We start from the raw sequence: 21,876 nt of genomic DNA on the forward strand, positions 1-21,876 counted from the left end.
TCATAAAGTCAGAGCATACCGGGCTGACTCGAACTAGCTCAAGTCAGGGTACGATGAGTGCATGCCCCTCAACGTCGACCCTGAACTGCTCGTCTCGCCCGGACCTGGCTGTCCGGTCGATTGTGCTGTGGAGGCCTTGGGGTCGAGGGCATCGATCCTCCTGCTTCGGCAGGCGTTCTACGGTGACCGCCGTTTCGACGCGTTCGTCGAGCACACCGGCATCTCTGAGGCCACCGTCGCCAAACGCCTCCAAGAGCTGGTCGAGGTTGGCGCACTGCGAAAAGTGCCCTACCAGGAGCCTGGCTCTCGCCTGAGGTACGAATACGAACTAACCGCCGAAGGAGAGGAACTGTTTCCGGTCATCCTGGGCCTGTTCATCTGGGGTCAGAAGTACCTCGACCAAGCCGACACGGGGCTTCGCCTGACAGGTCCCGATGGCGAACCCCTCCGGGTCACCATCCAAACCACCACCGGACAGTCCTTGAAACCCAACGACATACATCTCGACGCAACTACGACTTCCTGACGAACGCCAAGCGTCCATTGCTCAGGTTCACCCCTGATCGCCGAACTGTACGCCACAGTTTCGCCTGCCCACGCCTTCCCCACCCTCGCTATCCAAGTCATCAAGTCATCAAGTCATGCACGTATGCCACCGTTGGTGGGGCGTGCGCACCTCCCTCATGAGACGACTCATGAGGGAGGCCGGGATGAAGGGCGGGGTGATCCTGTTCCGCGGCAGCGGTGCGGCCGCGCGCCGCTATGTCGAGGCCGACCGCTCGCGCGCCGATGAGTACTACCTCGGAGCGGACGACGCCGTGGCCGAGTACGCCGTCCTCAACCGTGCTGGCGAGGTCGCAGTCAGCCGCTCCCTCTCGGCGGAGGAATACGAGGGCTGGGTGGACTGGATCGGCCCCGAGACCGGAGAGTCGATGGGGACACCGCGCAAGCCTGGTGAGAGGTCGAAGGGGTCGCCGTTGTTCGCGGAGATGACGATCAACGCCCCCAAGTCGCTGTCGGTGGCCGCTGCTCTCCACCCCGAAGTCTCCGACGCCCTCGACCAAGCGCAGCAAGACGCGCTTGCCGAGATTCGCCGCTGGGTCGGTAAGCACTCGGTGACAAGGGTCGGGCCGCGCGACGCACGCGAGGTACTGCCTATCGAGCGGATGCAGGTTGTCGGCATCGGGCATAAGACTTCGCGGGCGGGCGATCCGCATCGGCATATCCATATGCAGATCGGCACTCGGGTGTGGGCGGCTGGGAAGTGGCGGGCACTGGACACCGCCGCACTGTTCAAGCAGCAGGGAGCGATCCGCGCACTGGGTACGGCGGTGATCGCTGCGCACCCTGAGTTGGCCGAGACCCTGTACCGCCACGGTCTGACTCTCGACCCCGTGTCAGGCGAGGTGGTCGAGTTGGAGCCGTTCAACGCCGTCATGAGCAAGCGGTCGGCGCAGATCAGGCGCAACCTCGACCGCCTCGAAGCCGAATGGGAGGCCGTGCATCCCGGCGAGGCACTCGGTCCGGTCATGTCTGCGAGGTTGCAAGGGATCGCGTGGACGCACGAGCGGCCGGGCAAGAAGCCCGCGGACTTGAAGAACGAGCAATGGTGGCAGCAGGAACTCCGAGACGCCGGATATAACTCCACCCGCCTCCAGCGACGCGAGACGCCCACCCCTGTGTCGCTGGATGACATCGCTGTGCAGGAGGTCGCGAGCCGTGCGCTGGATCGCTGCGCCGCTGCCGCATCGACCTGGACACCGCACACGGTGGCCGAGCACGTCACCCGCATCACCACCGAGCACGGCGTGCAGGCGAACCCTGCGGAGCTGCGGGAGTTCATCGCACTCGCAACCGGACTCGCAACCGACGATTGCCTCTCCGTGCTCCCACCGGGTGCGGCGGCGCCGGAGCATGTGGCGCATCTGACCAGCCTGAGTGTCGTGGCCGCTGAGACTGCGCTGCGCGACCGACTCGCAGCGAGCAGGCCGGAGTGGGAACCGAACCACCCCGACGTTACGGATGCAGCGCAGGCGGCAGGACTTGATGCCGGTCAGGCGGTCGCGGCTGCCGCGGTCGCCTCGGCCGACCCGCTGGTGATCGTGGAAGGCGCGGCGGGCAGCGGGAAGACCTCCATGCTCCGCACGGCTATCGAGGTCGCGGCCAAGCACGGTAGAGCGTCGCGGGTGGTTGCTCCGACGTTGCGGGCCGCGCAGGTCGCGCACGATGAACTCGGCGTGCCCGCAACGAGCGTTGCGGCACTGGTGCATGCGCATGGGTGGCGGTGGAACGATGACGGCGTATGGACACGCCTCGCAGTCGGTGACACCGATCCGGCAACCGGCAGCACCTACACCGGCCCGCCCGAGGATGCGCGGCTGCACAACGGGATGCGCGTGATCGTGGACGAGGCGGGCATGCTCGACCAGGACACCGCCCGCGCCCTCCTGACCGTCACCGCCGAGACCGGGGCGACGGTCGCGTTCGTCGGCGACCGCGCGCAGCTCCCCGCGGTCGGTCAGGGCGGTGTGCTGGACATGGCTGCGCAGATCAGGGGCCGCACATACGACATGACCGAACTCCACCGCTTCACTGATCCCGAGTACGCGGCATTGACGTTGGCGATGCGGGACCGGAAGAACCCCGGCGCGGTGTTCGACCGGCTCGCCGCGATGAACCTCGTCACCCTGCACGAAGGCGACGACGCGGGGCGGGGGCACATCACCGCACACGCCCAGGAAGGTGAGGCGATCACCGTCGCCACCAACGACGAAGCCGCCGAGCTGAACGAACGCATCCGCGCTGGCCGGGTCGAGCGTGGCGAGGTCGACGACACCGCCATCGTGACCGGCAGCGACGGGCTGAGCATCGGGGCCGGTGACCTCATCCAGACCCGCAAGAACAGCAGCGACTTGGGCGTGGCGAACCGGCAGCAATGGATCGTGCAACAGGTCGCTGAGGACGGCACGGTCTACGCCCGCGAGGTCGGCAGCGAACGCAAGCACCTGCGCACGGTCACCCTCCCGCCCGAGTACGTGAGTGAGCATGCGCACCTGTCCTATGCCGCAACCGCGTACGGCGTCCAAGGCGCAACCGTCAACGCCTCGCACACGATGCTCAGCGAGGCGACCAGCGCGGCAGGCGTCTACGTCGGCATGACCCGAGGCCGCGAGCAGAACCGCCTCCACGTCGTCGCGACGGACCTCGCGGAGGCACGGGCGCAGTTCATCGACGCGATGCAACGCGACCCCGCCGACCGTGGTCTCGACCACGCCACCGCCCAGGCCGTCGAAGCCGTGCGCGGCCTCGTCGCGGACGGTCCGGTTCGGCTCGTCACGGATGAACTCGCCCGGCTCGACCAGGAGGCCGAACGAGCCGAACGGCAAGCGAAGCGCTGGGAGCAGACCGCCAATCGACTCGACAACCAGCGTGCGACGCACCGGGCCGAGGACGACGAGAACACAGATGTGCTTCGCGCCGCCGAGGCAGAAGCCGAGCGCGTGCGCGTTGAGGTCACCGCGCCGCTGACCGTCCAGGCCCAGGCGGATGGTGCGGCCTACCTCGCCGCCATCGAGACCGAGGCGGCCGCGAGTGCTCGCCTCGCCACGGTGGGGCGGTTCGGCAGGCGCAAGGCCCGCGCCGAGCGCCACACCGCGACCGAACAGACCCGCACCGCCCGTGCGCAGGTGCGCGAAGTCTGGGGCGATGAACCGCCGCGCACTGCCAAATCGCTACCCGCCTGGGTGGCTCAGGCGGCGGCAGGGCGAGCCGAGATCGACCCGCGCGTGAGTGACGCCGACCGCGCGGTCGAGGCAGCACGCGCCGAGCAGAAGGCGACCGGGCAGCGGCACCAGCGTGAGCGCAGGGCGTTGCTGGTCGGCGAGGTCGGGGCCGAGCAGGCCCGCCGCGCCGAGTTCGGCATGGGCGCGACCAATCCACACCGCAACGCCGCCGACGCCCGCACACGAGCCGCTATGTTCCGCGCCGAGGCTGACGCGCTCCGCAGCCTCCCCACTGGCGACGCTGCACGGCGTATCGAGGCCAAGCGCGCCGAGCAGGAGCAGACCCGACAGCAGGCCGCACAGCGGGCACGGCAGTTCGACCCGTTCGACCACGAGGCCCACCGCAACGGCCCGCGCCGTGACGGGCCGGGACTCAGCCGGTGAGTGGTCAGCGCAGGCCGGTCGCGCTCGTCAGACCCGGTATCGGGCAGGAACTGATCGCGACACCGAGCGTGGAGTGCTCGGCGACGTAGGCGTAGGCATCCGGGTCGATCAGCTCGAACAGTTCTCGCACCTCGGTCAGGCGGTCCGCCAACCCGGTGCGGGTGGAGAACACCGGCTCGTTGTGCGCCAGCCTGTTGCGGAACTTCACCACGCGGGCCACCAAGTCATGCACTCGTGCTCGCCCGGTGCCCTTGGGGAACGCCCTGTGCAGCACCGGGTTCCACAGTGTCGGCGTCCGCTCACCCACGGTCAGATTCGACCAGAACCCGAACGTCAGAGCCGCCACGACCTCCGCGTGCGTCGGTGCCGAACTCAGCCCGCGCTTGGCGTCGGTGATCCGGGCCAGGCTCGCCTGATTGCGACGGCGCTGCTGGGCGCGGGCGCGCTGGACGCCCTGTTCCAGAGCGAACAGGGGCGACTGCGGGTCGATGGCCCAGTCCGGGAACCGCCGCGTGAGTACCCGGTCGTAGGCGTTGCGCACCGCGACTTCCAAGTGCCCGACATCCACGATCCCGGCGGCAGCGACCCGCGAGTTCCACAGATACGTCTCCATCGCCGCAGCATGGTCGCCACCGGCCACGCCGAGGTAGCGCCGGTACCGTGGCGCGCTCAGCCACCGCTCCGCCTGTGCGGCGTCCAGCGAGGGCGGGCCATCGGTCATACCTGCTATCCTAAGAACATCGCCCCGCGGTAACTGTCCTCTGTCTGGCTCCGGCCAGTTAGGCACCGCGGGGCTTTGTTCTGCCCAGCAACGGCAGCAGGGAGTGCCGCGAGCCCGGTGTCCCGAGGCATCGGTAGACTGGAACCGCGCACACGCGCACGATCACGGGTGAGTGCGTTTGGGGTACCTCGGCTAGCCGAGGTCGAGGTGTTCGGCCACGTAGTCGGCGGGCAGGACGATCCCGCCTCGAAGCCGGCGGCCGACGGGTTGGATGCTGACTGACCCGTCCGAGTGGACGCCGGTCACAGTCCAGCGGTCGCCGTTGCGCACCCAGGATCGGCCGTTGCGTAGGCGGCGGTCGTTGCGGCGAGTGATGACCAGATCGCCTTCCGATACCGCGGTGCCGTCATGCAGCCCGACTTCACGGGTGCCGTGCACGGTGCCGTCGATGATCCGGTCTGCCCGTGCGCGGGCGTTGAGGGCGGTGACGGTCTCGTGGGTCTCGGCGACGAGGATCGATGCTCGCCCGGTGGCGAGGTCGTGCCGCCATGCGGTGTAGGCGGCGTCGATCATGGTTTCTTGGTCGCCTCCGGTGATGCGGTCGTGGTTGATGAGGGTGTCGATCGCCTCGGGACGGCCGTGGCGGAGTTGGAGGGAGGTGGTCTTCTCCCACTCGTGGGTGAAGCGGTGGATGTCGAGCAGTTCGGGGGTGTCGTCGCGGGCGTGGACGAGCATTGAGAATGCTCCGCCGGCGTCGACCGATTGGAGTTGTCCCCAGTCACCGACCAACAGGACTTTCGCGCCGGCTTGGTCGGCTTCGGCGGTGATGCGGTCGAGGGAGGCGGTGCCGGCCAGTGATGCCTCGTCGATGATGACGAGCTGGCCCGCCTCGAACGTGGTTCCGTGCATGAGGTGGTTCTGCCACCACTTCGCCGTGTTCTCCGTGACGATTTCCAGATCGTCTGCGAGGACCTGCGCCGCCACGGCGGAAGGTGCGAGCCCGACGACCGAGCCGGGGCCATGCTCCTTCTCCCACGCGCGGCGCAACGCTGACATAGCGGTCGTCTTGCCTGCACCGGCGGGGCCAACCAGCACATCGAGGGTGCGGCCGGAGACAGCGATCGCCGCCAGTGCTTCGGTTTGATCCTCGCCGAGCATCCGGCCTTGCGCGTCGGGGCGGCTGGTGATCTGCTCGACGGTCTCCAACGACACCACCGGCCCAGTGATCGACTCCGCGCGGGCCAGGAGGCGGTCTTCGGCGGCGAGCAGGGCTTCGGACGAGAACAGCACAGAGGCGTGCGGCCGGAACCGTGAGGTGCCATCGGCTCGCCGGAGCTGCACCGGGCTGGACGCGAGCTCGGGTGGGGTCAGGCGCAGCGAGGCTTGTTCGGCGGCATCGACCACGAGCCCGGTGATCGCCTCCCGATCCAGCATCGAGGCGAACCGCCAGCCCATCAACTGCCGGGATGCCTCGGCGTGCAGGTTCCAGCGCGTCCACGTCGACCGCTTCTCGCTCACCGTTGCCATCACCGACACGCCGACCTCGCGCACGACATCCAGCGGCACGTCGTCGGCCCGCAATACCCGAGCCGGTGCACCTGCTGACTGATGGGTGAGGGCGCGTGCCCAGCCCGTCGCATCCTGCCCGAGCACCCGAGCAGCGCGCTCTCGCCATTGGCGGGTGAGGTCCGCGAGTGAGTGGATGTGCTTCTCAGGCCGAGTCGCCAGGGTTGCCTGGGCGCGGAGTTTCAACACGACCCGGGCCGAGGGCTGCCTTCCGTGCGTGGCGACGTACTCGGCGATGAGGCGATCCTTCTCGGCCTCGATGTGTCGTGACCGGGTGGAGAACTCACCGATCAGTTCTTCGGTGACGCCGACGAGTTCCCAGGCGGGGTTGCGGTCCCGTCCCCGGTCGCGGGTGTCCCATTCGATGCCGAGGGTGCGGGTGAGCTGGTCGGCCAGGGCGGCGTTGTAGAGCTCGGAGACCGCGACGACCGCGGCGTGCATCGGCCGCCCCGCGAGGGCGCGCCACTTCCCGTCTTGGGCTGTCTTGACCTTGTTGCTGATGACGACGTGGGTGTGCAACTGCGGATCGCCCGCCCGGCTGTCGTAGTGGTCGAACGCGGTTGCGGCGACGCCGAGGACATCGACGTGTGCAACCGTGCCCTCGGGGCCGTCCGCGCCGGTGCGGGTGACTGCAACCTCGCGTTCGAGGAACGCAACCAGTTCGGCAACCGCCGCATGATGCGCGTCCGCGATCAACGCTTGCGTCCCGGCATCAGCAACTGCCCACAGCGCGGACACGCTCTTGGGCACCGAGAAGGTGAAGTCGAACCCTGCCACCGCACGCCGGGTTCCGCGCTCAGTTTCCTCGGCCTCAATCCGTGCCGTCTCGACCGCCCGCGCCGCCGGTCCCAGATCAGCGTCTAGGGCTTTGATGCGGCGTTCGATCCGCTCGGCCACGGGTGCGAACGTCGGGTACGCCTTGCCGAGTGGGTCGCCGGTGATCGGATCACGACCGGACCCGATCAGCAGCTCGAGTTGTGCCTCCGAGACCTCTGAGCCAGTCATCAGTTCGCCGTGCCCGAGGGCCGCGAGGCCCTGGCCGATCCAGAAGCCGGGAGGGTTCCCCGCTTCGGCGTAGTAGCGGGTCAACGGGGTTGAGAGGGAGCGGTCACCGTCGCCGGCCGCGACCGAGCGGAGCAGGTACTTGTAACCATCCCCGGCCGTCATCACGCGCATCGAAACCGTCACCAGAGCCTCCCTTCCGTGCCCGCAAGGTGGGCCGGAAGCCGCAGGCGCCGACCGCGAGAATGCGCGGTCTGTTGGCGGACGCGCCTCTACAGAAAGACGTGTGGTCACTCAGAAGCAGGTCAATGAACGAACTTGGCACGGAGAGAGTCGCCGCGTCCAGACGAGGTGCTGTCGCGACGGACTACCGGTGCCTGCTCATGACCTGCACGGGTTGGCTCTTGGACGCCTCGTGCACCTGGCAGGTGACCAGCCCGGCAACGAGACTCCGCGCGAGTTCTGGCCGGGGACCACCCATCGGCCGGAGCCCCAATGCACGACCCTAACGACCACCACCGACCGCTTCGGGTCGGCTCCCTGTTCAGTGGCTATGGCGGGCTCGACCTCGCCGTGGAGCACGTCTTCGATGCGGAGACGATCTGGTTCTCGGAGATCAACGAGCCCGTTGCCCGCGTCTTCGCCCACCACTGGCCCGAGGCTCCGGACCTGGGCGACATCACCACCATCGACTGGAACCTCGTCCCGCCGGTCGATGTGCTGTGCGGCGGCTTCCCCTGCCAGGACGTGTCCACCGTCGGCAAGCGCGCCGGTCTGGCACCTGGCACACGCTCCGGCCTCTGGTCGCACATGGCCGAAGCAATCGGGGCACTGCAACCACGGTTCGTGGTCATCGAGAACGTGCGCGGGCTGCTCTCATCCCCAGCCATCCGCACATCCCTGAAAGGAGACGACGATGAACAACTCAACCCCGACCCTGCAACCCTTCGCAACCTGGAACCCAACCCGTGGCATCTGGGAGACGACGCAACCCGACCTCTACGGGCTGCCGGCGCCGTACTCGGCGATCTGGCCGACCTCGGGATGGATGCACGATGGATCGGCCTACCAGCATCCCTCTTTGGCGCTCCCCACCCCAGGTTCCGCATCTTCATGCTCGCCCACCGCCAAGACGTTGTTCAGGACACCGCTAGCAACCGACTCCACCCGCGGCGGCGAGACGCTGGACCAGGTGAGGGCCAGACGAGGGACGATCGCGCTGTCCCACCAGGTCATCGACCTTGCGCTCAACGGACCGGGTGGCTCGCCGAGCAAGAACGACGACTCGGAGACGCTGTGGTCACTGGTCGAGGGCATCTTCACCGCTGGGGACGTTACGCCGAGGCCATCGCCCGGTGGGAACACATCACTGGCCGACCCGCGCCAGCGCCCGCTCTCCTGAGCGAGAGCGTTGGGCCGAGGCCATCGCCGGAGTTCGTGGAGTGGGTCATGGGCCTACCGCCAGGATGGGTCACTGCTCCAGGCCACTCCTTGACCGCCAACCAACAGATCACGACGCTGGGCAACGGCGTGCTTCCACTGCAAGCCTCTACGGCACTCCAGATCGCCATGGGCTCCGACGGGACCCGTCGTTGACTTACGCGCGGGATGGCGGCCGTCTGGGCGGCGGCCTCCACAGTGCTCATCGCTGCCAACTTCGCCCTCATCTACCGATTCAGGCCCACCATCGACCGGCACCTGACCGGTGAGCCGGAGCCGTCGGATGCTCACTGACCATGGGACTCGGGGATGATGACACGCTCCGGTTCCTACCCGGTGGGCCGTTCATCCGCCGCCGGGTCGGAGTCCTTTGAGATAGGCCGTGAGGATTGCCGTCTCGTTGATTGGTGCCGTGCGGATGACTCGTTGCATCAGCAGGGAGTCCATGAGGGCTACGAGGTCGCCGGCGTGCGATGTGGGGTCGTTCACGCCGAGCCGGTCGAGGACCCTGCCGGCCAGGGCGATGGCGGAGTCGCGTATTGCCGGGCGCGTGGCAAGGGCGGCGTGAAGTTCGGGATCGCTGCGGCATTCCAGGAGCAGAAGAAGCCTCGCTCGATGATCGTCGGCGCGCTGCATGGTGGTGTCGAGACCGGCGACGATCGTTGCCGCGACCATCTCTGGCGTCAGTTCGTCGGGAATGGGTTGGGCTGCCAGGTCGTCGTTCGTGTGGTCGGCCAGGCGTCCGACGACGAGGGTGATGAGGTCACGGCGGGTGCGGGCGTAGTACGAGGTCGACCCCTGAGCGAACCCGAGGTCGCGGTCGATGTTCAGGTGGGTCAGGGCATGGGCCCCACGCGTGGCGAGGATGCGGATGCCTGCCTCCGCGATCTGGATACGACGATCACTCACGGCGCCTCCTTTGCTGGCCGTCACTTTCGGGTCTCTATGATCATAGAGGAATGGGGTGAGGTTGAGTGATCGTCTGGTTTGAGGAGATCACGGCGGCCGACACTGCGCGGGTGGGAGGCAAGGGCACGAACCTTGGTGAGTGCGCGCGTGCGGGCCTGCCTGTGCCGCCAGGGTTCTGCCTGAGTACCGATGCCTATCGGGAGGCCACCGGCGGTCTGATGGGCGCGCTGGCAGCGGACGCTGCGCGTGGCGATGCGGCAGCGGCGAGAGAGCGGGTTCTGTCGCTGCCTCTGCCGGAGTCGGTGCGCTCAGCGGTCGAAGCGGCTTATCTGCGGTTGGGTGGACCGCCTGTGGCGGTGCGGTCGTCGGCGACAGCGGAGGATTTGGCGGAGGCGAGCTTCGCCGGTCAGCAGGACACCTATCTCGGTGTCGTCGGTGTTGAGGCGGTGCTGGATGCGGTGCGTCGGTGCTGGTCGTCGCTGTGGACCGACCGCGCGGTGGATTACCGCCGCCGGCAGGGTGTTTCGGACGAGGGCCTCGCGCTGGCTGTGGTGGTGCAGGAAATGGTGTCCGCCGATGCCGCCGGGGTGCTGTTCACCCGTGATCCCGTGACCGGGGACGATGCGACGATGCTGGCCAGTTCCTCCTACGGGCTTGGTGAATCTGTGGTCGCGGCTTTGGTGACTCCGGACACGTTCACACTCTCGCGCGATCCGGCGGGGGTCGTGGCGAGGGAAATCGGCTCGAAGCAGACCCGGATCGACCAGAGGCTCGACGGTGGAACGGTCACCACCGACGTGCCGGAGACCGACCGGGCCAGGCAGAGCGTCACCGATGCCGACCTGATGCGGCTGATCGAGCTTGGCGAGCGGGTCGAAACCCACTACGGGACGGGTCAGGACATCGAGTGGGCCTTCGTCGGCCCGGACCTGTATCTGCTCCAGGCGCGGCCGATCACCACCAGCACCTCGACCGTCGCGGGACATGCACCGGTCCGCGGGCGTCTCGAACATACGTTGCGCGATGATCTGATCGAGCACTTCCCGGCACCCTTCCCGCTCGATCTGTTCGCCGTGCACCAGGTGCAGGGCGTGATCCAGGACTTGATGGGCGCAGCGGGGCTCCGGGCGGTCCCCGCCACATCGCTGCTGCACGGCGACGACGACGGGATCATCCGCATCGCGATCACCAAGCCCCGCCCTACCGCAGGGATTCTCTGGCGCCTGCCCGCGCTGTTCGTCAAGGGAATGCGCCACGATCCCTCGACCTGGCCCGACGAGGAAGCCGCCTTGCGCGGACATCTCGACCGTCTCGCAGGCCAGGTCCACGAGCTGGGTTCGGCCGGCGACGATGCGGCGCTCGGGGTCGTGTACGAGGCCGTCGGACAGGCAGCCTCCATCACCGCCGACCGTTTCCTCGACTACCTCGCCCCAATGATGGTCAACCGCTCGTTGGCGTCCTGGCTGATCGGACTCTCCCGACCGGAGGCCGCCCGGACACCCGAAGACCTCTACACGGGCTTGGCCTACAAGTCCGCCGAGATAACGGCCGCGATCACCGGCCTCGCCGCCATGGCCCGCGAGAACGGCGTCGCCGACGTGATCGCGTCGGCCCCGCAAGGCAGCGTTGGTCAGGCGCTCGCGGCCAGTCCGTCCGGGCGGGAGTTCCAGACCCATGTGGAGGCGTTCCTTGCGGCGCATGGTGCCCGGACCGCGCGGCTGTATTTGCCGTTCTCCAACCGTTCCTGGCGGGAGGACGCGGAAGTCTTCTACGCCCTCCTGGCCGCGACATTGCGGGGTGCGCCGCTCGAACACGCCAACGCTACTTCTCCCGCGCACAACATCGAGCAGCGGCTGCCTCGTTTCCTGCGCAAGCGGTGGCGTACCAACACCGCTCGGCTGCGTGCCCGCCACGTCGGACGCGAGGGGACGGTGTACCTGATCGAGGAGTTCTTCTGCCTCGCCCGGGCTGCCATGGACGAGATCGCCCGCCGCCTCGCGGACCGGCACCAACTCGACGATCCCAGCGACGCTCGCTTCCTATACGTCCACGAGGTCGAACAAGCCCTCCGCGACCATCAGCAACAGCTCCAGTCGGTCATTGCGCGGCGCAAGCGCAAGCGCGGCACGGCCGAGGCAATCTGGTGGGACCGCGGCCAGGCCGACGACGATGAGAGCGCTCTGCGCGGACTACCCGCGAGCGCAGGCCGCGCGACCGGAACCGCTCGCGTGGTCCGCTCGCCGGAAGAGTTCCATCGGCTCCAGCCCGGCGACATCCTGGTGTGCCCGTACACCGATCCGACCTGGACTCCACTGTTCGCCCTGGCCGCCGCCGTGGTCGCGGATACCGGTGGGCCGCTGTCCCACGCCGCCATCGTCGCCCGCGAGTACGGCATCCCCGCCGTACTCGGCGTCGGGCACGCCACCGGCCTGCCCGAGGACGCGACCCTGCTCGTGGACGGCACCGGCGGCACCGTCACCATCATCGACCGGACATGAGTACGACGGACGGTTGCGGTAGCACCCGCAGGAGGCTGTGTGTTCTCACGGTGCTTCTCGCCACCGCCGCATCCAGCCTGATGCAGACCTTCCTCACCGTCAGCCTGCCCACCGTCACCGCCGAACTCGACGCCATCGCCTGGTACGGCTGGGTCACCGGCATCTACCTCGCCACCGCGACCCTGTCCATCCCGCCCTGGGCGATTCTGTCCGACCGGATCGGCCCCCGCACCGTCCACGTGGCAGGCATGAGCATCTGGGCACTCGGCACTTGGACTGTCGCCCTGGCCGACTCCGCGACCTGGCTCCTGGTAGCCCGCGCCGTCCAAGGGATCGGGGCAGCCGCCGTCGTCCCAGCCGGGTTCGCCGCTATCACCGTCGTCTACCACGACCGCTACGGGAGACTCATCGGCCTCATGGGAGCCGTCCAGGCCAGCGTCACCCTCGCCGGCGGACCCCTCGGCGGATGGCTCGGCGGATGGCTCGGCTGGCGAGACTCCCTCCACATCGTCGCGCTCATCGCGGGCATCCCGATCCTGCTCGGTTGGTTCACCCTCCCCACCACCCGGCAGCCAGCCGCCCGCCGACCTGCACGACTGCTGAGATCGCCGCCAGTGCGACACGCGGTCGCCCAGACCATGCTGCTGGCCGTCATCGCGTTCGGACTGTCCACCTACCTACCGCTTCTGCTGCAATCGCAGTTCCAGCTCGACCTTGCCCGCACCGCGCTGCTCGCCACACCCACTCTCATCGGCGTCGCTATCGGCTCTGTCGTCGGCGGTATCGTTGCCGAACGGCGCGACACCACTCACATTGCCTGGCTCACCGTCCTGAGCGGCCTACTCTTCGCCTGGATACCCATCGCGACAGTGGCGGCTGCCGGAAGCGCGATCGCTGCCGCTGGGGTCGGCATCGGTCTACCCTCCCAACTGATCGCCGTTGAACGTATCGCCACCACCGCACACGCATCCAAAGCAGGTGGAACCATCCAGGGGGCACGCAACATCGGCGGCGCACTCGGCGTGGCACTCCTCGGAATCCCACTCCAACTGGGCGCGACATCCGAAACGGGAGCGCAGTGCGCGTTTGCCATGATGCTCGGCTTGGCTTGCCTCGTTTCCCTCGCGGGCCTCGTTGCCAGAAAGCGCCAGCGCGATGGGTAGGAGCAGCCAGAGCCCGTCAACGACTCTCCACAGTGAAAGTGGCACTGGGCTACTTGGATTACGCGGAGAACCTCCGACGATCTGCACCGAGCGATATGAGAACCGTGGTCAACGAACTCACCACACCTACAGCCAGTCGCACGTGCACGCTTCAACGGGCGAGCGCCCGTTGCCAAAAGGCGCAGTGATTTTCAACGAATCGGGCTGCTTCAGTGTTCCAACGCGGAGATGTGTGGTGAAGGAGGAAGAACATGATCACCGGGGTGAGGATGTCGTGTGCGGCGATCCCGAGGTCTGCATCCTCGCTGACCTCTCGGGCATCGCGGCGTCGTTCCAGGACTGTGACGAGCATCTTCTGGGTGGTGGCGATCGCCTCGTTGAGCTGGGTTCCGAAGGTGGGATTGGTGAGGGCGAGGCCTGCGAGGAGCAGTGTGACGCTGCGCTCGCGGCGGAGGGTGTCGAGCCAGCCTGTACAGAGAGTCCGCAGCACCTCCTCAAGCGGCATCGGCGATGTCTCGGCTTCGGTCAGCAAGTGGGCCATCCCGGAGGCGAAGGAATGCCGTGTAGACAACACTGCGCTCAGCAACCCCTCCTTCGACCCGAAGTAGTGGAAGACCAATCCTTGGGTCACGCCGGCAGCCGTGGCGATCTGCTGGGTAGAGGTGGCCTTGAAGCCTTGGGTCGCGAACAGGTCGAGGGCGACATCGAGCAGTTGCTCTCGACGAGCATCCGCCTGCTGCTGTCGCTTCGACTGTGCCATGCGCCTCCCCTTGTCCTTGCAGAGCCAACGTTACCGGAGCTGCTGCGTTGACACGGCCCCGACATCCAGGCATCATTGATTGAGTAATCAGTCAACGAGAGAAGGAATGATGTCTCAGCCAGCCGTACACCTTGACCACCTGACCTGCCGCTTCCGCCGCAAGGGCAACGACGATCTCGTGGCCGTCGATGACTTCGACCTGACGATCCCGATGGGCCAGGTCTATGGCCTGTTAGGGCCGAACGGGTCGGGCAAGACCACGACAGTCAATGTGATCAGCGCGCTGCTACCACCGACGGAGGGCACCTGCTGGGTGATGGGTGTTGATGTGCGCAAGGACCCGTCGATGGTGCGGTCGAGGATCGGCGTTGTGCCGCAGGAGACCGCGCTCTACAACGACTTGTCCGCTCTGGAGAACCTTCAGTTCCACGCCCGGCTGTACCGGGCTCCTCGGAGCGAGCGGCAGCATCGGATCGACGAGGTTCTGGACCTGGTGGGCCTGTCGGGTCGGCGCAAGGACCGGGTGGGCACGTTCTCCGGGGGCATGCAGCGACGCTTGGCGTTGGCCCGGGCGCTGCTGACTCGCCCCGACATCATCATCCTGGACGAGCCGACCCTCGGTGTGGACGTCCAGTCGCGAAACGCGCTGTGGGAGCGCATCAGAGCCCAGGCCGACGACGGCGGGACGGTGCTGTTGACCACCAACTACATGGAGGAAGCCCAAGCCCTGGCCGACGACCTGGCGATCATCGACCACGGCAAGCTCGTGGCCACCGGCGCCCCTGACGAGTTGCGCGCCACGCTCGGACGCCACTACGTCGAACTTCACTCAGATGCGCCCGCCCGCTGGGACGAGCTGGAACAGACCGAGGGCGTTGCCGGGGTGCGGATCAGCGGCGATCAGGTCCGTGTGGAGGCCACCGGCTCCCACGACCCGGTGCGCACCGTGCTCGACTTCGCCGCCTCCCACGGCATCACGGCGCAGATCACCTCGGTGCGCCAGCCCGACCTGAACGACGTATTCCTCGCGTTGACGGGCACCACCTTGCGAGATCAGGCGGCCTGACATGCGCGAGACCTGGGCCGCCATCGGCGCGATCGTCGTCAAGGACTGGACGCGATTCTTCCGTCAGCCCTTCTTCATGGTGATCAGCGTGATCATCCCGCTGGTTTTCATCTTCTTCTACTCCCTCATCGTCCCGGTCAGCGCGACCAACCCGATCATGATCGCCGACGAGGATCACACCCCAGCCTCCGCACAGTTCATCGACGCCATGCGTGACATCCGCAGTGTCGAGGCTCCGTATTACGAGATCATCACCACCGACGCCACGACCACTCGTGAGGCGTTCGATGATCAGACCGCGCTGGCCATGGTCGTCATCCCCGCCGGTTTCGCCGACGACCTGGCCGCCGGCAGCGCGCAGGTGGAACTGCACCTGAACAACATCAACTCCGACTACTCCAAGAACCTACGGCTACGGCTCGACTACGCCACCCGCCTGGTCAACGACCAACTCGCCGGACCCGTCGTCGAAATCAAGGAGACCTCCTGGCTGCCTGTCGATCCAACCATGCTCGGCTACATCTCCACCAGCCTGCTGCTGTTCGGCGTGCTCTACGCCTCCATGGTCAACACCGGGCTGAACGTCGCCAGTGAATGGAATGACCGCACCGTGAAGAACCTCCTCTTGGCTCCCGTCGGGCGCGGCGCGCTGGTCACCGGCAAAGTCCTGTCCGGCCTAGGCCAAAGCGCGCTCAGCATCGCTCTGGTGTTACTGGTGCTGATCGTCGGGTTCGGCTTCCAGCCACGCGGAAACCCACTATTGATGGCCGGGATCGTCCTTCTCACGATGCTGCTCGGTGCCGGCATCGGCGTGCTGGCCGGGGTGCTGTCCAAGAAGACCCTCGCGGTCACATCCGGCCTGATCACGGTCGCGATCCTGCTGTTCCTGGTCTCCGGCAACGAGGACTCCATGCGCGGCCTGGCCTGGGGTCAGCCCATCACCGCGCTGTGGCAGTTCTCCCTCGCCCTGCCACCCACCTACGCCTTCGGTGCCGCCCGAAGCCTGTTCCTGACCGGTGAGACCAGCACGCTGATCCGCGACCTCGCCATCGTCGCATCAGCTGCGGCCGCACTCCTCTCCCTGGCCGTCGTCGCCCTGCGCCGCGCCTACAACAATCTCTCCGGAGGCCAGTAATGAACGCCATCACTCCCACCAACACCCTGTCGCAGCACATGCGATCAGTAGACCTGGACCAGTTCACTGGCACTCTGTCCAAGGACATGTTGCAGTGGGCACGTGATCGCCAAGCGCTCTTCGCACCCCTGCTGCTACCCATCGTGCTGATGTTCATCGCCACCGTGCTGTTCGGCTTCGGCGGCGACCAGTGGAACATCGGCCTGGTCGACAAATCCGGCGGCTCCTACGCCGCCTCCCTCACCCAGGCAGTCGAGGACTCGGAAAGCAACATCACCCCGTACTTCAACATCGTCACCCGCGATCAGGACGAAGCCCAGCGCCTCGTCAACGAGGGACGGGTCCACCTGGTGATCACCATCCCCGAAGGCTTCGACCAGGCGATCGCGAACGGACAGACACCCACCCTGGAAACCAGCGTTTACAACATCAACACCGACATGATGAAGAACGCCCGCTTGCGCTTGGACCGCGTGATTCAGGACTGGGGTGCCGAACTCGGACAATCACCGATCACCATCGACCAGATCACGACGCGCCCCGATGACATCTGGCGACGATCCTTCATCGGAGGCTCCGCCGTCGTGCTGGCCGTCATGGTCGGCGCCGCGCTCAATAGCGCCCTGATCATGGCCCGCGAATGGGAACACCGCACCGCCAAAGAACTCCAGCTCGCGCCCCGAGCCCGCACCGGCATCATCACCGGGAAGATCGTCGCCGGACTCCTTGCGGGAATGGTCTCCACCGCCATCACGCTGCTGTTCGCCACCACCATCTTCGGGCTACGCATCCCACCCGAACGCATCCCCATGCTGCTGCTCTACGCCGGACTGGTCGCGATCGGGTTCGCCGGCCTCGGCATTGCAGTCGGCGCGTGGCTCAAGGACTACCGAGCCGTCCAGCCACTCATCCTGGTTACCCTGGCCGGTAGCTTCTTCGCCGCCGGCGGTTTCTCCAGCGTCCCTACCCTGCCCGCCGCCGTCCGCACCTTCGACCAGTACTGGCCACCCTCCTGGGCCTTCGAGATCATCAACAACCACACCTTCATGGCCACCCCACCAGACCCCACGCGACCGCTCATCCTGCTCAGCCTGTTCGCCGTCACGGGAGTAGCCATCGGCGCGACAGCAGCTCGCCGGCAGCTCTGAGATAGGGAGAGTCTGCGCTGGATGGCCGACCGACCATGGCAATGGGACAGCGAGTGGCGGGTGGACGCCCAGAAGGAGAACTCGGTCGCTCCGGGCCGATCTCTGCGTCCACCCGCACATTCCACCGTCCCGTTGGGCCGGTGGCCTACAACTGTGTGAAGGTGATTGTGGTCCGCGACGGCTCGGCTTTCCTGTTCAGCGAGTTCGGACACAAGCCGGTTGCTGTGGGAGACGTGATCCTGCTGTGCGCCAACACGCTGTGCGGCAGCGAGCCCGAGGGACACATCACCGTGACCACGGTCTACATGGACACCGACTACCTGATCGATCAGGTGTTCTGGCAGCACGTCGGGATGCTGTGCGACCGGCTCGATGCCCGCGACCTCGCGAAGAGGATGTACCTCGAACCAACCCAAGTCCTTTGCCTCGGAGAAGGGCGCGTCGGGATGATCATGCCGTGGCTCGATGAATTGGTGCGTTTGAGCGTCGAGGGTGAGTACATGCGTAGGTTCAACAGGATTCAGGCCCTGTGGTTCGCCCTCGCAGACGTAATCGCCCCGTTCGTGAAGGTCTCTTCCGTGCGCCTGACCGCATCACAGCGGTCACGTGTCCGTCCAACCTCACCGCGGCACCGCGAGTTCTGCCCGCTACGGGAGGAAGCACGTAAGGTCGCTGATCTGCTTCGTGCCTCACCGCAGGCCCACTGGACTTTGGGTGTGCTGGCGGACCGGATTCACATGTCCGTCTCCCAGCTCGTCAGGGTGTTCACGGAGGCGTACGGTAAAACGCCGCTGGCGTTCTTGACGATGATCCGCGCGGAAGAGCTCGCCAAGCTGTTGAGGGATACCGATTTGCCTATAGAGGCGGCGATGCGGCAGGTCGGGTGGCACAGTCGAGGCCACGCCGCGCAGTTGTTCCGCCAGTACGTGGGGATCACTCCTGTCGAGTATCGAAGGTTGAGCGTCCAGGTGGCCTGACGCTCCCGATCTGTTCATCCACGCTCCCGATTTCGTGACCGTCGGACGCTGTCCGACCCACCTGCGTCTCTGCTCGGGTAGACCGGTAAGGACTCGCCAGGCTGACTCGAACCTGGGCGGTCTCGGTCGTACCCCCTGACCTGTCTCTTCACCTTCGTGATGCTCTCGGCGTACCTCGCAGTGGCTTGGTCGCTCCTGTCCTGGAGCGGCCCCTGGCGGAGGGAGGTCGAAGGATGGCCGCGACGAAGGAGGATGCTCGGGCTGCGCGTGATGCGAAGCTCGATGAGTTGCACGAGAAGCTGACCGGTGCTGTGGAAACGCTGGTCACTGGCTCAGATTGGGTGCGCGCGTTGGCGTTCGCCGCCAGGTTCCGAAGCAGGTCGTTCAACAACACGCTGCTGATCTGGACCCAGCACGAGGCGAACTTCGAGGCCGGGCGGGTGCCGGAGCCGGTGCCGACCTATGTCGCCGGCTACAGGCAGTGGCAGCAGTTGGGGCGGCAGGTGCAGAAGGGCCAGCCGGGCTACATGATCTTCGCCCCGGTCACGGGCCGGTTCGCGTCCTCCACACCAGCGGATTCGGGGTCGTGGCGCCGGCTGGGACCGCGGGAGAAGCCAAAGCCTGGCGAGACGGTGCGGGCAAGAATGGTTGGCGCCCGCCCGGCCTACGTCTGGGACATCTCCCAGACCGCCGGCGACCCGATCCCAGAGCCACCGTCGCCGAAGCTCCTGGACGGCGGAGCCCCGGCTGGGTTGTGGGACGGGCTGGTGGCGCAGGTTGAGGTGTCGGGGTTCGAGGTGCTGCGGGTGCCGGACGCCGGACAGATTGGCGGCGCTGACGGCCTGACGGACTACACGGCCCGGCAGGTGTCGGTGCGTATCGATGTGACGGAGGCGAATCAGGTCGCCACGTTGGTGCACGAGCTGGCGCACGTGCTGATGCACGACCCCACCGATCATGAGGCGCGGCAGCATCGCGGTATCCGGGAAGTGGAGGCCGAGTCCGTGGCGTTGATGATCGGCGCCGCGCACGGGATGGACACCAGTAGCTACACCATCCGCTACGTCGCCGGATGGGCGTCGTCGGTGAAGGACACCGAACCTGCGGAAGTGATCAAGGCCACCGGGGAACGGGTGCGAAAGACGGCGCTGGCGATCCTCGACCAGCTCGACACCCACCAAGCCGGCAATGGCACCCCGCCCGGCCTTGAACGAGACACCCCAGCAAAGGAGCTCCTACGGGTCGAGCCGATGCCGAAGCGAGCCGGGATGCCCGTGCTGACGGGACGGGGGCTGTGATGCCCGAGACCACGGACTTCACGAGAGCGTTGCTGCGGGCCAGTGGCGCGTCGACGCTCGCCGCTGCGGCTCGGCATCTTGCGGTGGCAGGGGTGCCGGTGTTCCCGTGCGCGCCGCTGGGGAAGCATCCGTACACGCCGCGCGGGTTCCACGACGCCAGCACCGACCCAGATCAGGTCGAAGCGTGGTGGGCGCGCATCCCGGGTGCGAACCTCGGTGTCCCGACCGGCGCGGTCTCCGGGATGGTCGTGGTCGATGTGGACGTCCACGGCCCGGCCGATGGTCGGCGCGCGTTCGAGAGCGCCGTGGAGGCCGGTCTGGTGGATGGGTGGAGTCTGCTGGTGCGGACCCCGACGGGTGGGATGCACGCCTACTACCGGGCGAGGCCGGGGGTGGAGCAGAGGCCGTGGCAGGCTGCCCGTGCCGGGATCGACTTCCGCGGTGATGGCGGCTACATCATCGTGGTGCCCTCGGTACGCGTCATTGATGACGTGCCGATCCGCTACGAGATCACCGACATCAGCGACGGCGGTGCGGCTGGGGTGGATTCGGCCCGGTTGCGGGACTTCCTTGACCCGCGTCCCGGCCCGGTTCTGCGTCCTGGCCGTGCGTTGGTGCGGGTCGGAGATGTGGAGCGGTTGGCGTCCTGGGTCGCTGGACAGGGTGAGGGCGAACGGAACCGGAGCTTGTTCTGGGCTGCCTGCCGACTGGCAGAGAACGGCGTGGCGGCGTCCGATGCGCGGGATGTGCTGGTGGCCGCCGCACGGCAGCCGGGTTTCGATGAGCGGGAGATCGCCCGCACCGTCAATAGTGCCTACCGGCGCGTCCATGCCGGAGCGGCAGTCCGCGATAGCGGCGATTCGTTCCCTCGGTCTGGCGGGGGTCGGCAGCGGGCTCCGGTTCGGGGGTTGTCGTGACTGGGTGGCGGGGCCGCCGGTGGGCTGTTGTCACGTCGGTGGTCGGGACGGTGTTCATCGCTGCTGGCGCGTTCTGGCTGTCGTTCACGGCGTTGGCGGACTTGGCGCATCGGGCGGGGATCGGTGCCGGGCAGGCGTGGGCGTGGCCGTTGATCGTCGATGGCGTGATCGTCGTCTCCACCGTCGCCGTGGTCGCGCTCGCGGGCGAGCGGGCTGCCTGGTATCCGTGGACGCTGCTGATCGGCGGGGCGGCGGTGTCGGTGACCGCGAACGCGCTGCACGCGATCGTCGCCGCTGACGCCGACGTACCCGCCGGGCTCGCGGCGGCGGTCGCGGCCGTACCGCCGGTGGTGCTGCTGGCCTCGACCCATCTGACCGTCGTCCTCATCCGCACCACCACCCAGCCGGCTGCCGGGGTCGCCAGCGTTCGTGAATCGGTCGCGCTCGAAGCGGCGCCGACTGAACCGCCTTCCGTGGCGTCGCCAACTCCTGAGCTCGCGCGGCTCGTTCCCGTCGAAGTGCTGGATCGTCGGGTGCGGGCTGCGGAACTGCGGGAGTCGGGGTGGTCGAACAAGAAGATCGCCCGGTCGCTCGATGTGCACCCCTCGACGGTGGGCCGCTGGTTCGCCGGCGCGCACCAACCTGATGAGCCCGAGCCGCCACGCTCTGAGGCCATCTTGGAGGGAGCGACACCATGAGCACCGACGACCTGATGCGGGAGCAACCACCCCGTCGCATCGAACCCGCACAGGCAGAGAAGCCCGACACGGAAGCGGTAGAGCGGGCGGGGACGCCGGATGCGGTCAAGCAGGAGACAGCCCGCCTGCTGGCGGTGCGCGAACGGCTGGATCGGGTGCGCAGCCGAGGCGTGGAGTGGGTGCGCCCGACCGATCTGATCGTTCGCAGTAGCGGAACGCTCGCGGGGCGTGGGATCGAGTTCAACAGCGAACAGGGCCGCCGTTTCCGCTCGACCCTGGCGGTCGGTGCGCGGTCGGTGTCGGAGCGGGCGAAGCGGTTGCCGCCGTTGTCGGCGTTTGGTCGTCGCGGTCAGCACGTCGAGGGGCCGGCACGGTCCGGGGTCGGGATGAGGTAACGGGGTGGTGATGAGTC

General features: G+C 67.3%; 17 protein-coding genes. 13 read left to right on the plus strand and 4 right to left on the minus strand.

What is annotated here, in order from left to right; genetic code table 11:
• Positions 1 to 61: 61 nt before the first annotated feature.
• Together QM721_RS13670 and mobF (QM721_RS13675) are read left to right on the plus strand one after the other, a co-directional pair.
• Positions 62 to 526, plus strand: coding sequence for a winged helix-turn-helix transcriptional regulator (locus QM721_RS13670; RefSeq protein WP_415122910.1), 465 nt, complete (start codon positions 62 to 64; stop codon positions 524 to 526).
• Positions 527 to 710: 184 nt separating this feature from the next.
• The gene (gene mobF, locus QM721_RS13675) at positions 711 to 4,166 is read left to right on the plus strand and encodes a MobF family relaxase (protein WP_415122912.1); all 3,456 of its coding nucleotides are present in this window, start codon (positions 711 to 713) and stop codon (positions 4,164 to 4,166) included.
• 4 nt (positions 4,167 to 4,170) lie between these two features.
• Here the strand turns inward: mobF (QM721_RS13675) and QM721_RS13680 are convergent, their stop codons facing one another.
• Positions 4,171 to 4,887, minus strand: coding sequence for a hypothetical protein (locus QM721_RS13680; RefSeq protein WP_415122914.1), 717 nt, complete (start codon positions 4,885 to 4,887; stop codon positions 4,171 to 4,173).
• Positions 4,888 to 5,079: 192 nt separating this feature from the next.
• The gene (mobF, locus tag QM721_RS13685) at positions 5,080 to 7,641 is read right to left on the minus strand and encodes a MobF family relaxase (protein ID WP_415122916.1); all 2,562 of its coding nucleotides are present in this window, start codon (positions 7,639 to 7,641) and stop codon (positions 5,080 to 5,082) included.
• A gap of 309 nt (positions 7,642 to 7,950) precedes the next feature.
• Between mobF (QM721_RS13685) and QM721_RS13690 the strand changes: the two genes are divergently transcribed.
• Positions 7,951 to 9,051, plus strand: coding sequence for a DNA cytosine methyltransferase (locus QM721_RS13690; RefSeq protein WP_415122918.1), 1,101 nt, complete (start codon positions 7,951 to 7,953; stop codon positions 9,049 to 9,051).
• Positions 9,052 to 9,240: 189 nt separating this feature from the next.
• Here QM721_RS13690 and QM721_RS13695 read toward each other — a convergent pair whose 3' ends face one another.
• Complete coding sequence (locus QM721_RS13695) at positions 9,241 to 9,828, minus strand: TetR/AcrR family transcriptional regulator (protein ID WP_415122920.1); 588 nt, start codon at positions 9,826 to 9,828, stop codon at positions 9,241 to 9,243.
• A 41-nt stretch (positions 9,829 to 9,869) separates the two neighbouring features.
• Here QM721_RS13695 and QM721_RS13700 point away from each other — a divergent pair, with 41 nt between their 5' ends.
• Both QM721_RS13700 and QM721_RS13705 read left to right on the plus strand, forming a co-directional pair.
• Positions 9,870 to 12,302 carry a PEP/pyruvate-binding domain-containing protein gene (locus QM721_RS13700; RefSeq protein WP_415122922.1) on the plus strand — a complete coding sequence of 811 codons (2,433 nt, stop codon included), beginning with the start codon at positions 9,870 to 9,872 and terminating at the stop codon, positions 12,300 to 12,302.
• 50 nt (positions 12,303 to 12,352) lie between these two features.
• Positions 12,353 to 13,465 carry an MFS transporter gene (locus tag QM721_RS13705; RefSeq protein WP_415122924.1) on the plus strand — a complete coding sequence of 371 codons (1,113 nt, stop codon included), beginning with the start codon at positions 12,353 to 12,355 and terminating at the stop codon, positions 13,463 to 13,465.
• A gap of 151 nt (positions 13,466 to 13,616) precedes the next feature.
• Here QM721_RS13705 and QM721_RS13710 read toward each other — a convergent pair whose 3' ends face one another.
• On the minus strand, positions 13,617 to 14,225 hold the full coding sequence (locus QM721_RS13710; protein ID WP_415122926.1) for a TetR/AcrR family transcriptional regulator: 609 nt from the start codon (positions 14,223 to 14,225) through the stop codon (positions 13,617 to 13,619).
• A gap of 109 nt (positions 14,226 to 14,334) precedes the next feature.
• On the opposite strand from QM721_RS13710, the gene QM721_RS13715 reads away from it, so the two are divergent.
• From QM721_RS13715 to QM721_RS13750, 8 genes are all read left to right on the plus strand, one after another.
• The gene (locus QM721_RS13715; RefSeq protein ID WP_415122928.1) at positions 14,335 to 15,291 is read left to right on the plus strand and encodes an ATP-binding cassette domain-containing protein; all 957 of its coding nucleotides are present in this window, start codon (positions 14,335 to 14,337) and stop codon (positions 15,289 to 15,291) included.
• A gap of 1 nt (position 15,292) precedes the next feature.
• Entirely contained in the window at positions 15,293 to 16,426 is a 1,134-nt protein-coding gene (locus tag QM721_RS13720; protein ID WP_415122930.1) for an ABC transporter permease, read from the plus strand.
• On the plus strand, positions 16,426 to 17,574 hold the full coding sequence (locus QM721_RS13725) for an ABC transporter permease (protein ID WP_415122932.1): 1,149 nt from the start codon (positions 16,426 to 16,428) through the stop codon (positions 17,572 to 17,574). The genes QM721_RS13720 and QM721_RS13725 overlap by 1 nt, the downstream gene beginning before the upstream one ends.
• A gap of 140 nt (positions 17,575 to 17,714) precedes the next feature.
• Complete coding sequence (locus QM721_RS13730; protein ID WP_415122934.1) at positions 17,715 to 18,551, plus strand: helix-turn-helix transcriptional regulator; 837 nt, start codon at positions 17,715 to 17,717, stop codon at positions 18,549 to 18,551.
• A gap of 233 nt (positions 18,552 to 18,784) precedes the next feature.
• Positions 18,785 to 19,849: an ArdC-like ssDNA-binding domain-containing protein gene (locus tag QM721_RS13735; RefSeq protein ID WP_415122937.1), complete on the plus strand. Its 1,065-nt coding sequence runs from the start codon at positions 18,785 to 18,787 to the stop codon at positions 19,847 to 19,849.
• Entirely contained in the window at positions 19,849 to 20,766 is a 918-nt protein-coding gene (locus QM721_RS13740) for a bifunctional DNA primase/polymerase (protein ID WP_415122939.1), read from the plus strand. The genes QM721_RS13735 and QM721_RS13740 overlap by 1 nt, the downstream gene beginning before the upstream one ends.
• A gap of 50 nt (positions 20,767 to 20,816) precedes the next feature.
• Positions 20,817 to 21,464 carry a helix-turn-helix domain-containing protein gene (locus QM721_RS13745; protein ID WP_415122941.1) on the plus strand — a complete coding sequence of 216 codons (648 nt, stop codon included), beginning with the start codon at positions 20,817 to 20,819 and terminating at the stop codon, positions 21,462 to 21,464.
• On the plus strand, positions 21,461 to 21,859 hold the full coding sequence (locus QM721_RS13750; RefSeq protein ID WP_415122943.1) for a hypothetical protein: 399 nt from the start codon (positions 21,461 to 21,463) through the stop codon (positions 21,857 to 21,859). Before QM721_RS13745 ends, QM721_RS13750 begins: the two co-directional genes overlap by 4 nt.
• Positions 21,860 to 21,876 lie beyond the last annotated feature (17 nt).

Origin of the sequence: Micropruina sp. (genome assembly GCF_047602085.1) — a bacterium.
Taxonomy (GTDB): domain Bacteria; phylum Actinomycetota; class Actinomycetes; order Propionibacteriales; family Propionibacteriaceae; genus Micropruina.